Consider the following 12,217-nt stretch of genomic DNA (forward strand, 5'->3'; position numbering starts at 1 on the left):
GGATGGGTCCTCCCGTGCGGGTCGGCGTCGGCTTCGACTCTCATCGCTTCGATGAGACGCGGCCGCTCGTTCTGGGCGGCGTGGTCATCCCGGATGTCCCCGGTTTGAAGGGCCACTCCGACGGCGATGCGGTCGCGCACGCGATCACGGACGCCGTCCTCGGGGCCGCGGGCCTCGGCGACATCGGCGCCATGTTCGCCGATACGGATCCCGCCCATGAGGGAGCGGACTCGGTCGCCCTGCTGGCCGCCGCGGTGCGGCGGTTGCGGGGGCGCGGGTTCCGAGTGGGCAACGTCGACGTGACCGTGGTCACCGAGCGGCCCCGCATCGCGCCGCACGTGAGGGCCATGCGTGAGCGACTGGCGGAGGCCCTCCACGTGGGCCCGACCGCCGTATCGATCAAGGGGAAATCGAACGAGGGGCTGGGCTGGATCGGGCGGGGAGAAGGCCTGGCCGCGATCGCCGTCGCGACGGTGGGCCGCGGCCCCCCCGGATCCGGAGGGGCGGCGGGCGGTGCCTGAGGTCCCCGGCGTTCAGGCGCTCCTCGATTTCCTGCTCGGGATCCCCGAGGTCATCGCCTACACGATCATCGCCCTCGGCTCCGCCCTCGAGAACCTCTTCCCGCCGGTCCCGTCCGACACGTTCGTGGTTCTGGGCGCGGTCCTCGCCGATCGGGGCTCGCTGGAGCCGGCCGGCGTGCTCCTCGCCGCCTGGGTCGCGAACGCGGGCGGCGCGATGTGCGTCTTCGGGCTGGCCCGACGGCACGGCCCGGCCATGTTCCGCACACGCTGGGGGCGGCGGCTCCTCCGCCCGCACCAGCTCGACCGCATGTCCCGCTTCTACGAGCGCCACGGCCTGTGGGCGATCTTCTTTTCCCGCTGTCTCCCCGTGCTGCGCGTCATCGTCCCCACCTTCGCCGGGTTCGCGGGTCTCGGGGCCGTCCGCGCCCTGGTCCCGCTCGTCACGGCGTCACTGCTCTGGAACGCGCTCATGCTCTCGGGCGGGATCCTGGCCTCGCGCAACGTGGACCGCCTCCTCGACCTCCTGGGCCGGGTGAACGCATGGCTCCTCGTCGTGGCCGCCATCGTCCTGGGCGTCGTACTGGGGTGGTGGATTCGGAGCCGCCGCGAGGAGCGCGAGGAGGAGGAGTGACGGAGCGCGGCCTCGACGCGGGACGTGCGTATCACCTGGAGTCGTACCGTGACCATCTGGGCTTCGAGCGCGGCCTCTCCCCCCGCACGATCGATGGCTACCTGCGCGAAGCGCGGCGCCTGGCGGAGTTCGCCATCTCGCGGGGCGCCGACTCCCCGCGAGAGGTCTCGTACGAGCTGCTGCGCGACCACGTCGCGTGCCTCGCCGAAGAGGGAAGGGCGGCTTCGAGCGTGGCGCGGGCCGTCTACGCGTTGCGGGGATACTTCCGGTTCCTCGTCCTCGAAGGGGTCATCGAAACGGATCCGGGCGAGCGGCTCGAGGCGCCCCGCGCCGGACGTCATCTCCCGGATGTCCTCTCGGTGCCCGAGATCGAGGCGCTGCTCGGCGCGATCCCGCTTGACGACCGCGCCACTCGCCGGGACCGGAGCATCATCGAGCTGCTCTACGGGTGCGGACTCCGCGTGTCGGAACTCATCGACCTGAGAGTCCGCGACGTCGACCTCGAGGAGGGACTCGTCCGCGTGCGGGGCAAGGGTTCGAAGGAGAGGCTGGTCCCCGTCGGGGCCGCTGCGCGGTCGGCGGTGCGCCGATACCTTCGGGAGTCGAGACCCGAACTCGATCGCGGGGACTCGGAGGGGCGGGTATTCCTCAATCTTCGAGGGCGTCCGCTGAGCCGGATGGGGGTGTGGAAGATCCTCCGGCGTCATGTCGCGCGCGCTGGAATCGGGAAGCACGTGACGCCCCATACGCTGCGCCACAGCTTCGCGACGCACCTGCTCGAGGGAGGCGCCGACCTCGCGTCGGTCCAGGAAATGCTCGGACATGCGGATATTTCGACGACCGAGATCTACACGCACGTCGACCGGTCGCATCTGCGGCAGGTGCACCGCAGCCACCACCCTCGTGGCTGAGCGGCCATGCGGCTGACCCGCCTGCTGCACCTCGCGCGGAAGCCGGCGCCGCGTCCGCTGCTTCCACGACCGTCTGGTCGAACCCGACACGGTCGAAGCCGTACTGGAGGCCGCCCGGTACGCGCCATCCGCCCGGGAGGCGCAGCCATGGCGCTTCGTCGTCGTGCAGGAGGCGCTCGCGCGGCACCGCTGGAGCGCCGACGCGCGGATCGCGCCTTGATGCGTTGCGGGCGCCGGCCCTCCCGGAGGCCGTTCCGGCCGCTCCGTCGTCCCGCACTCGGGTTTGCGGTGGCGCTGGTCCTTGCGCTACCGGGCCCGGCGACCGGCCAGCAGGTACGCCTGGCCGGCGAACCGCGCTCCGACGCCCAGGAGGCTCTCCGGAGCTTCCTCGAGGCCGAACAGTTCTCGCTTTGGGTGCGCGACACGGTGCTCGCCCGGGGCGACACGGTGCCCGGGCCCGTCCTCCTGCTCGAAGGCACCGCCCGCATCGCCGGACGGATCGAGGGCGGCATCTACGTGGTGGACGGTGACCTCTTCCTCCGGGGCGGGGCTTCGGTGGCCGGCGATGTCCTCGTCCTCGGGGGAGGCTTCTACGACTCAGACCTCGCCGAGGTCGGAGGCGCCATCACGTATCGTCCCAACGAGCCGCTCCGCGTCCGGCCCGCCGCCGGGGGGTTCGAGATCATCTCCGAGGTGGAGCCCGAGCCCCCCTTCGAACTCGACGGCACGTACGGCTTCCACTTTCCCAGGTACGACCGTGTGAACGGCCTCGCCTTCCCGGTCGGCGCGCTGTTCCGCCCGTCGGGCGTCCGCGGCCGGCCCGAACTCGCGGCCGGACTGACGTGGATCCCGGCCCGCGAGGACGTGGATTATCGCCTCCACAACTCCTGGCGACTCGGCGAACGCGTCCGGCTGGGCCTGTTCGCGACCAGCGACCTGACCAGCAACGAGGGCTGGATCCGCCCGACGTGGTACAACAGCCTCGCTCACTTCGTGGCAGGCGACGACGTGCGCAACCACTACGACGCAAGGGAGTTCGGTCTGGAACTGGAGTGGGCATCGCCCGAGCCGCCCGTGTGGGAGGACGCGCCCCGCTGGCGCTTCGTCGTCTCGGGAGGACGCGAGGAGGCGGAGTCGGTCCGCTTCCGCGAGGTGACCGTCCTCTTCGGCGGGGAGCCGCCCCCCCCCTCGGTGCTGCCGGGGTACGATCCCCGTCTCCAGGTCGACGAAGGAAGTCTCTGGTTCGGGCGTCTTGGCTTCGAGTGGGTGTCGCAGGGCCGAGACCGGCGCACCGCGATCGGTCTCGGTGTCGAGGCCGGGTTCGAGGACGATATCAGCCACCTCGTGTGCTGCCTCGGCCCAATTCCGAAGTACGACTTCCTGCTCGTGGAGGGGCGCGTCTCCATCCGGCGCGTGACCCCGTGGGGTCATGTCGTGGAGGGATTCGCGATCGGGCGCCTCGACCTCGCCGGCCGCCTGCCGGAGCAGCGCTACTCGACGATCGGGGGGGTCGGGACGCTGCCGACCATGCCGCTGCGCGGCCTGCGCGGTCCCCGCCTCGCCTACGCGGAAGCCGCGTACGCGATCCCCCTCGTCGGTGACGCGGCGCTCGGGGGGCTGGACACCTTCGTGCGCGGCAGCGTCGGGGGGGTCCGTTCGCGCAGGGACGACTCCGAGCCTTACGGCGCCGCGATCCAGGGCGGGCTGGCCCTCCGGCTTTGGGACTTCCGGCTCGAGTTCGGCGCTGCTGCGGGCTCCACCGCCGGGCCCGACGCGCCCGGCGTCATCGGGTTCATCGACATCCGCACCCGCAGATCCGCGCGACCCACCCGGATGCCGCCGCCGCGCTGATCTTCCGGGGCGATCCGCCCGGCTGGATTTTTGGGGGCGGATTTTGACAACCCCGGAGCGCGCGCCTAGCTTCTTGCGATGCCGCTCCAAACGAATCAAACCTGCCGCCGATGGGCGTGATCTGCGTCCTTCCCGCTCGACTCTACAGCACCCGTATCTCCAGGAAGCTCCTCCAGAAACTTGCCGGCCGCACCCTGCTCGAGTGGTGCTGGCGCGCCGCCTCGGCCATCCGCGTCTTCGACGACGTCGTGGTGGCGACGGACAGCGGTGAGATCGAGGCCTGCGCGCGCGGGTTCGAGGCGAAGGTCGTCAGGACGCGATCCGATCACGTCTCGGGTACCGACCGCGTGGATGAGGCGGCGGATCTGCTCGGCGCCGGCGAGGACGATGTCGTGGTCAACTTCCAGGCCGACGAGCCTTTCGTGGACGGCGGCGCGATCGAGGGTGCCGTGCGGAGAGCCGACGAAGTCGCGACGATCGCGGCCCCGATCGGCTCGGAGCATGAGTGGCGGTCCTCCGCGGTGGTCAAGGTCGCTCGGGCCGCCGACGGACGGGCACTCTACTTCAGCCGGAGTCCGATTCCGTTCTGGCGGGACGAATCACCGGAGTTCGGGACCCACGCGCGCCTGCGCCACGTCGGCGTCTACGCGTACCGCCGGTCGGCGCTGAGGCGCTGGGCGGCGCTGCCCGAATCGACGCTCGAGCGGGCGGAGCGGCTGGAGCAACTGAGGGCGCTGGAAGCGGGCATGCGGATTCACGTCGAACTCGGTCCCTGGACCGAACCCGGTGTCGACCTGCCCGTCGATATCGAGCGCGCGGAGCGGATATTGTCCAGCAGGGGAGAGTAAAGGAGGCGGGGATGACGGATCACGGATCACCGACCAAGTACATCTTCATCACCGGAGGCGTCGTCTCCTCCCTCGGGAAGGGGATCACCGCGGGCTCGATCGGGCGTCTGCTCGTGGAGCGCGGCCTGCGCGTGACGATCCAGAAATTCGACCCCTACCTGAACGTGGATCCCGGGACGATGTCGCCGTTCCAGCACGGCGAGGTCTACGTGACGGACGACGGGGCGGAGACGGACCTCGACCTCGGGCACTACGAGCGGTTCATCGACGAGTCGCTCTCGCAGGCGAACAACGTCACGACCGGCCGCGTGTATCAGAACATCATCACGAAGGAGCGGCGCGGCGACTTCCTCGGCGCCACGGTCCAGGTCATCCCGCACGTGACGGACGAGATCAAGGCGGCGATCCGGCGGCTGGCGCCGAATCACGACGTCGTGATCACCGAGATCGGCGGGACGGTGGGCGACATCGAGTCGCTCCCCTTCCTCGAGGCGATCCGCCAGTTCCGACAGGACGTGGGGCGGGAGAACTCCCTCTTCATCCACCTCACGCTCGTGCCCTGGATCGCGGCCTCGGGCGAACTGAAGACGAAGCCGACGCAGCACTCGGTGCGTGAACTCCTGGGGATCGGGATCCAGCCGGACCTGCTCGTGTGCCGAACGGAGCACGATCTGGAAGACGGCATCAGGAAGAAGATCGCCCGCTTCTGCAACGTCGACGTGAGCCGGGTCATCGAGTCGCGCGACGTGGCGACGATCTACGAACTCCCGCTCACCTATCGTGCGCAGGCCATGGACGACCGCATCTGCGAGCAGTTCGGGTTCACGTCGAGGCCCCCCGACCTCCGCAGCTGGGAGGCCATGGTCGAGAGGATCAAGAACCCGAGGGACGGCAGGGTCCGGATCTGCATCGTAGGCAAGTACACCGAACTCGTCGACTCGTACAAGTCGATCGCGGAGGCCCTCATCCACGGCGGGATCGACAACGATGTGGAGGTCAAGGTCGCGTGGCGGTCGTCGGAGGTGGTGGAGGAAGGAGGGGCCGAGTTCGACCGCTTCCACGGCGTACTCGTGCCGGGCGGGTTCGGCGTCCGCGGCGTCTCCGGCATGCTGGAAACGATTCAGCTCATCCGCGAGCGTGGAATCCCGTACTTCGGAATCTGTCTCGGCCTGCAGTGCGCAATCATCGAGTTCGCACGCAACGTGTGCGGTCTGCCGACCTCCCATTCGTTCGAGTTCGACGCGAAGACGAGCGACCCGGTCATCTCGCTCCTGGATTCGCAGCACAAGGTGACGGAGATGGGCGGTACCATGCGGCTGGGGGCCTACCCCTGCCGGCTCGCGGCGGGGTCGCTGGCGCAGCGCGTGTACGACGCCGGCGAGATCTCCGAGCGGCATCGTCACCGGTATGAGGTCAATCCCAACTATATGGAGATCCTGTGCAGCGGCGGGATGGCGTTCAGCGGGATGTCGCCGGACGGCGGGCTCGTCGAGATGCTCGAGCTTCCCGATCATCCGTTCTTCCTCGCGACCCAGTTCCACCCCGAGCTGAAATCACGGCCGAACAAGCCCCACCCGCTCTTCTCGGCCTTCGTCGAGGCGGCGGTGACGCGCCGGGACGCGGTGTCGGCTGCACAGCCGACACGGACGCGCACGGTGGGCGAGTGGGAGGGGTCGGAGGCGTCGGCCCGGACGAACGGGGTGACGGCCGGGAGATGACCTCCGGACGTGCTCCCTTCTTCTCCGGTCGCCGCCGGACGGCGTCGGGCGCGGGGGGAAAGCCCTGGACTTCTCTCTTCCTGATCGCGGGACCGTGCGTCCTCGAGGACGACGGGTTGAACTTCGAGATCGCGGATCATCTCGCCGAACTCGCGGCTCGGTTCGATCTCCCGGTGACGTTCAAGGCCTCGTTCGACAAGGCGAACCGGAGTTCGGCTTCGTCGGCGCGGGGGCCGGGACTCGAGGCAGGTCTCGAGGCGCTGGCGCGGGTGCGCGAGCGCTCGGGACTTCCCGTGCTCACCGACATCCATCTCCCCGAGCAAGCGGCGCGCGCGGCCGCGGTCGTGGACGCGCTCCAGATCCCCGCTTTCCTCTGTCGCCAGACCGACCTGCTGCGCGCGGCCGGCGCGACGGGTCGTCCCGTCAGCGTCAAGAAGGGACAATGGATGGCCCCCGGCGACATTGGGGGCGCGATCGGCAAACTGCGGGAGGCGGGGGCCCGCGAGGTGGCGGTGACGGAACGGGGATTCGCCTTCGGCTATGGACGGTGGGTCGTCGACATGCGGAGTTTCGCGGTCATGCGGGAGACGACGGGGTGCCCGACGGTGTTCGACGCGTCGCATGCGGTGCAGTTGCCGGGAGGGGAAAGCTCGGTGAGCGGCGGCGAGCCGGAGCACATCGGTCGGCTGGCGGCGGCGGCCGTCGCCGCGGGTGCGGACGGGCTGTTCGTGGAGGTGCACCCCGATCCGGGCGCGGCCCCTTCGGACGGATCCAACATGCTGCCGCTCGCTGAGCTCGGAGCCGTGCTTGAGCGGGCGATGCGTGTGCGCGAGGCTGTGGCGGCCTGACGTGAGCCCTCGCGGTGCGCGGCCGGACCCGAGAGGCGCGTGATGACGCCGGTGCTCGACCCTCGGCTGGCGAAGGCCGTACGACTGGTCTCCCTGGATGTCGACGGCGTGCTCACGGATGGCTCGATCTGGATCGGCGCGGACGCGGTGGGCCGGACCGAGATGCGTCGCTTCCACGCCCTCGACGGGATGGCGATCCGGCTCATGCAGCGGGCGGGCCTCGTGGTCGCCTTCGTGAGCGGGAAGCGTTCGACGGCGGTGGGGCTGCGGGCCCGGGAGCTGGGGATCGAAGAGGTTTCGCTCGGAGCGCCGGAGGGAAAGATTGCGGTGCTGCGGGGTATCCTGGCGCGGCGTGACTGGACGTTCGCCCACGCCGCCCACCTGGGCGACGATCTCGCGGATCTATCCGTCATGGAGCGGGTAGGCCTTCCGGCGGCGGTCGTCGGTGCGGTGCCCGAGGTGCGCGCCGCAGCGGCCTGGGTCGGCACGGTCGCCGCCGGCGAAGGAGCCGTGCGTGAGTTCGCCGAGGCCCTGCTCGCGGGGCGCGGGGAGTGGGACGGTCTGGTGGCGGAGTTCCGGGAAGGAGGACGGTTTGCGGTTCGAGTACGTGATGCGCGCGGGCGGTGAGCGCCGGTGCGCGCGGGGGGGCGGCCCGCCGCTGTGGGCGGTGCTGGTCGCGCTCTTCGCGGCGTGCGAACCCGACAACGCGCCTCCCACCGCCGGCCAGCTCCTCCCCGAAGGCGTCCAGATGGCGCAGACGGCGATGCGTACCGTCGTGACGCGTGAGGGGGTCCGGCGCGCCGTCGTGGAGGGTGATACGGCCGAATGGCACGGAGAGAACGAGGTCCACCTTCGTCCGATGAGGATTATCTTCTACGACGTGAACGGGAATCCATCCTCCGAGGTGACCTCGGCGTACGGCATCTACGACGAACTCAGGGGGGATCTGCAGGCGGAAGGAGATGTGGTCGCCGAGGACCACGTCGATGGACAGAGGCTGGAGACCGAACGCATGCGGTACGTGAATGCGGAAGGGCGCCTCTATGGTGACACGCTGTTTCGGCTCTCCCGGGCCGTGGGGACGATGCTCATCGAGGGGTCGGCGTTCGAGTCGGACCCGGGGCTCGATTCGGTCATCGTCCTGAACCCGGAGGGCGAGACCCGGCCGCGGATCGTCACCGTCGCGGATCCGACGCCGATGGACACGACTCCCGCAGCCGCCGATACGACTCCAGTCGTGCAGGATACCGCCGAGGCGGAGGTCCCGACGTTGGTGGCCGAGGACACCGCGGCGGCCCGTCCGGATACGATGGCAGCGCGGGACACGCTGGTCGCGCCGCCGGATACGATCGTCGCGCTGGAGGAGCTGGTCGCGCCGCCGGATACGACCGTCGCGCTGGAGGAGCTGGTCGCGCCGCCGGATACGACCGCCGCGCGGGACACGCTGGTCGCGCCGCCGGATAAGACCATCGCGCGGGACACGCTGGTCGCGCCGCCGGATACGACCGTCGCGCTGGAGGAGCTGGTCGCGCCTCCGGATACGACCGCCGCGCGGGACACGCTGGTCGCGCCGCCGGATAAGACCATCGCGCGGGACACGCTGGTCGCGCCGCCGGATAAGACCATCGCGCGGGACACGCTGGTCGCGCCGCCGGATACGATCGTCGCGCGGGACACGCTGGTCGCGCCGCCGGATACGACCGCCGCGCGGGACACGCTGGTCGCGCCGCCGGATAAGACCATCGCGCGGGACACGCTGGTCGCGCCGCCGGATAAGACCATCGCGCGGGACACGCTGGTCGCGCCGCCGGATAAGGCCGTCGCGCGGGACACGCTGGTCGCGCCTCCCGATACGACCATCGCGCGGGACACGCTGGTCGCGCCTCCCGATAAGGCCGTCGCGCGGGACACGCTGGTCGCGCCTCCGGATACGACCGCCGCGCGGGACACGCTGGTCGCGCCGCCGGATACGACCGTCGCGCGGGACACGCTGGTCGCGCCTCCCGATACGACCGTCGCGCGGGACACCACGGGCGTACCCCCGGATACCACGGCGCGCCGGTGAATCGCGTCCGCTCCGGCCTCCCGGCTCTCCTCGTCGCGACGGTGTGGCTCGCTGGTCCGCTCTCCGCACAGGAGCCCGACTCTATTCCGGCCCCGGGGGAAGCTCGGGAGGGGATCGCCCCGGCGATGGGGGAATGCACCCTGAGGTGGCGCCCGCTCGAAGCCGACACGCGAAGCTTCACGAACCGGGATGTCGCAGGTGAGCACGTCACGCATCTGAGCGGCCGTTATCTTTGGACCTGCGGGTCGGCCGCGATGGAGGCGGACAGCGCCATCAAGCGGGATGGCCCCCGCCAGGTGGAACTCATCGGCCGCGTGGTCTACGAAGACACGATCCGGACCCTGAAGTCCGACCGGCTCCTCTACTTTCAGCTTTCGGATTTCATCATCGTCGAGGACAACGTCGAACTCGTCCGTCTCGTGGACGGATCCACACTCACGGGTCCGCGGGTCGAGTTCCTGCGAGCGGTCTCCGGCGTCGATGCGTTCACGACCGCGCCGGGGCGCCCCACCGTGACCTTCTACCCGGAGCACGGGGAGTCAGGCGAACCCTTCGAGGTCGAGGCCGATGTCGCCGTGTTCGCGGGGGAGGACGAGGCCCGGTTCGCGGGAGATGCGGTCATCAGCCGCAGCGACTTCAACGCGGGGGCCGACACCGCCTCTCTCACCAGGGAGGATGGACTCGGCGTCATGTGGGGCGAGCCTTGGATCGAGGCGGAAGGGATCCGGCTCGAAGGCGACACGATAAGGTTCCGGTCCGAGAACGAGGAGCTCGAGGAGGTGCGGGCGATCGGCGGGGGCTACGCGGCGGGAGAGAATTACGAGGTGCGCGCGGAGGCGATCGACATCGAACTGGACAACCGGGACGTGAAGCACGTCTGGGCACACGGCGAGGGGCTCGGCGAAGCCGTCTCCGGTTCCCACGTCCTGTATGGCGACTCGCTTCATTTCGTGATGTACCGGAGCCAGATCGACACGGCGTACTCGGTGGGGGACGCGGTCGCGATCCAGCGTGACACGACGGTCGCGCGGCCGGACACCCTCGCCGGGCCGACGGAGTCCGATTCGGCCGCCGCTCCCCGGGATTCTGCGGCGGCGGCGACCGGGACGGAGGCTGACGCCGAAGCTGAGGCTGAGGTCGAGTTGGGCCGTGCAGAGGGCGCGGAGTCGGAGGAATCGCAGGAGTCGCAGGAGACGGAGGACGGGGAATCGGAGGCGAGCGGGGGACCGGAACTCGCCCTCGACGGTTCCATGAACTGGGCCCGCGCGGACACGCTCATCGCCATCTTCGAACGTCCGGACGACGCGGCCGCCGACTCGGTGGCCGTGGCCGAGCCCGCGATGTCGCGGTTGATCCTGGCGGGGGGGGCGAGCGCGCTCTACCGGATGGTCCGCGATTCGATGGCCACGTCGCGGCCCTCGCGAAACTACCTCGTAGGCGTGCGCATCCAGGTGGACTTCGAAGATGGGGAGCCCCTCGCCGTGGCCGGCGACCACGCGATCGGCGTGTATCTGGAACCGCGGGAGGTATTCGGGGAAGCGTCGGGGGGCGAACAACCGGCGGACAGCGCCGACGTGGCGAGCGATACGCCGGCGGACACGACCTCGGCCGGGGACGCCGCGGGGTCGGCCCCGGGCGACTCGGCCCGCGTCGCGTCCGACACATTGTCGACGACGCCGGATACGTCGTCCGCCCCGCCGGACACGCTCCGGAGCGACGGACGCCCTCGGCTGCAGCCCCTCGCGGCGGCCTCGGGCCGCTCGCCGCCGGAACGCCCGGCCCGGGGCGCACGGCCCGCCCCCGCCCACAGATCGAGGAGAATGTGGTGAGTAATCTGCAGCCGCCCGACGACGGTCCCGCGCCTCAGGCCGAGCCCGAAGTCGAAGCCGAGCCTCGGACCGAACCCGACCTCGACCCCGCGCCTCGGGCCGACCCCGAACTGGAAGCCGAGCCGCGAGCCGACGCCGAACTCGAAGCCGAGCCTCAGGCCGAGCCCGAACTCGAAGCCGCGCCTCGGGCCGACCTCGAATTGGAAACCGCGCCTCGGACCGAGCCCGAACTCGAAGCCGAGTCCGGGCCGGAGGGGGCATCGGTCCGGAACGGGAGCATCCTGCGGGCCGAGGGCCTCGTGCGCTCGTTCAAACGCCGATGCGTGGTGAACGAGGTGGAGGTCGAGGTGCGCCAGGGGGAAATCGTCGGTCTGCTCGGTCCTAACGGCGCCGGCAAGACCACGACCTTCTACATGATCGTGGGGCTGCTCAAGGCGGACAGGGGCCGCGTCTATCTGGATGACGAGGAAGTCACCCGATGGCCGATGTATCGCCGCGCGCGGGCCGGGATCGGATACCTGCCGCAGGAGGCCTCGGTGTTCCAGAAGCTCACGGTCGAACAGAACGTGATGGCGATCCTCGAAACCCAGAAGTTGTCGCGGCAGGAGCGACGGGACCGGCTCGAGGAACTGCTCGACGAATTGTCGATCAAACACCTTCGGGCGAACAAGGCGTACTCGCTCTCGGGAGGGGAACGGAGGCGGCTCGAGATCACGCGGGCGCTGGTGACGCGGCCCAAGTTCCTCCTCCTCGACGAGCCGTTCACCGGGGTCGACCCGATCGCGATCGACGACATCCAGCGCATCGTGAAAGACCTGCGGGACAAGGGGCTCGGGGTCCTGATCACGGACCACAACGTGCGCGAGACGCTCTCGATCACGGATCGCGCGTACCTGTTGTTCAAGGGCAAGATCCTCGTGCAGGGGGCGGCGGATCGCCTCGTCAACGACCCCGAGGCGCGAGAACTGTATCTCGGGACGGACTTCAGGCTCTGA

Annotated in this window: 11 protein-coding genes and 1 pseudogene; all 12 read left to right on the plus strand. The window is 70.1% G+C overall.

The features are described 5' to 3' along the window. The first annotated feature begins 2 nt into the window (after positions 1-2). The 12 genes and pseudogenes from ispF to lptB all read left to right on the plus strand — a co-directional run bounded on the left by ispF (position 3) and on the right by lptB (position 12,217). A complete protein-coding gene (gene ispF, locus ACPXY0_RS06575; protein WP_423929586.1) occupies positions 3-521 on the plus strand; it encodes a 2-C-methyl-D-erythritol 2,4-cyclodiphosphate synthase in 519 nt (172 codons plus the stop codon). Further along, on the plus strand, positions 514-1,152 hold the full coding sequence (locus ACPXY0_RS06580; protein ID WP_423929588.1) for a DedA family protein: 639 nt from the start codon (positions 514-516) through the stop codon (positions 1,150-1,152). Before ispF ends, ACPXY0_RS06580 begins: the two co-directional genes overlap by 8 nt. Beyond that, positions 1,149-2,063, plus strand: coding sequence for a site-specific tyrosine recombinase XerD (gene xerD / locus ACPXY0_RS06585; RefSeq protein WP_423929590.1), 915 nt, complete (start codon positions 1,149-1,151; stop codon positions 2,061-2,063). The genes ACPXY0_RS06580 and xerD overlap by 4 nt, the downstream gene beginning before the upstream one ends. Positions 2,064-2,115: 52 nt before the next feature. Beyond that, positions 2,116-2,283: pseudogene (locus ACPXY0_RS06590) on the plus strand (nitroreductase family protein); the annotation flags it as partial. Between the two features lie 68 nt (positions 2,284-2,351). Continuing rightward, complete coding sequence (locus ACPXY0_RS06595) at positions 2,352-3,914, plus strand: hypothetical protein (RefSeq protein WP_423929592.1); 1,563 nt, start codon at positions 2,352-2,354, stop codon at positions 3,912-3,914. 110 nt (positions 3,915-4,024) lie between these two features. After that, on the plus strand, positions 4,025-4,762 hold the full coding sequence (kdsB, locus tag ACPXY0_RS06600; protein ID WP_423929594.1) for a 3-deoxy-manno-octulosonate cytidylyltransferase: 738 nt from the start codon (positions 4,025-4,027) through the stop codon (positions 4,760-4,762). 11 nt (positions 4,763-4,773) lie between these two features. Then, positions 4,774-6,480 (plus strand): CTP synthase, encoded by a 1,707-nt coding sequence (locus ACPXY0_RS06605; RefSeq protein WP_423929596.1) that lies wholly within the window; start codon positions 4,774-4,776, stop codon positions 6,478-6,480. Further along, positions 6,477-7,328, plus strand: a complete 852-nt coding sequence (gene kdsA, locus ACPXY0_RS06610) for a 3-deoxy-8-phosphooctulonate synthase (protein WP_423929598.1) — start codon at positions 6,477-6,479, stop codon at positions 7,326-7,328. The genes ACPXY0_RS06605 and kdsA overlap by 4 nt, the downstream gene beginning before the upstream one ends. Positions 7,329-7,370: 42 nt before the next feature. Further along, positions 7,371-7,955, plus strand: a complete 585-nt coding sequence (locus ACPXY0_RS06615; RefSeq protein WP_423929600.1) for a KdsC family phosphatase — start codon at positions 7,371-7,373, stop codon at positions 7,953-7,955. Next, entirely contained in the window at positions 7,921-9,393 is a 1,473-nt protein-coding gene (locus tag ACPXY0_RS06620) for a hypothetical protein (RefSeq protein ID WP_423929602.1), read from the plus strand. Before ACPXY0_RS06615 ends, ACPXY0_RS06620 begins: the two co-directional genes overlap by 35 nt. Next, positions 9,390-11,222, plus strand: a complete 1,833-nt coding sequence (locus ACPXY0_RS06625; RefSeq protein ID WP_423929604.1) for a hypothetical protein — start codon at positions 9,390-9,392, stop codon at positions 11,220-11,222. The genes ACPXY0_RS06620 and ACPXY0_RS06625 overlap by 4 nt, the downstream gene beginning before the upstream one ends. 278 nt (positions 11,223-11,500) lie before the next feature. Beyond that, positions 11,501-12,217 (plus strand): LPS export ABC transporter ATP-binding protein, encoded by a 717-nt coding sequence (gene lptB, locus ACPXY0_RS06630; RefSeq protein WP_423930588.1) that lies wholly within the window; start codon positions 11,501-11,503, stop codon positions 12,215-12,217.

The organism is Candidatus Palauibacter sp. (genome assembly GCF_965237495.1).
Taxonomy (GTDB): Bacteria; Gemmatimonadota; Gemmatimonadetes; order Palauibacterales; family Palauibacteraceae; genus Palauibacter.

What these genes read in the sequence shown, in the direction of transcription:
- ACPXY0_RS06605 (WP_423929596.1), top strand. Translation starts at nt 4,774, where the DNA reads ATGACGGATCACGGATCACCGACCAAGTACATCTTCATCACCGGAGGC.
- kdsB (WP_423929594.1), top strand. Translation starts at nt 4,025, where the DNA reads ATGGGCGTGATCTGCGTCCTTCCCGCTCGACTCTACAGCACCCGTATC.
- ACPXY0_RS06615 (WP_423929600.1), top strand. Translation starts at nt 7,371, where the DNA reads ATGACGCCGGTGCTCGACCCTCGGCTGGCGAAGGCCGTACGACTGGTC.
- kdsA (WP_423929598.1), top strand. Translation starts at nt 6,477, where the DNA reads ATGACCTCCGGACGTGCTCCCTTCTTCTCCGGTCGCCGCCGGACGGCG.
- ispF (WP_423929586.1), top strand. Translation starts at nt 3, where the DNA reads ATGGGTCCTCCCGTGCGGGTCGGCGTCGGCTTCGACTCTCATCGCTTC.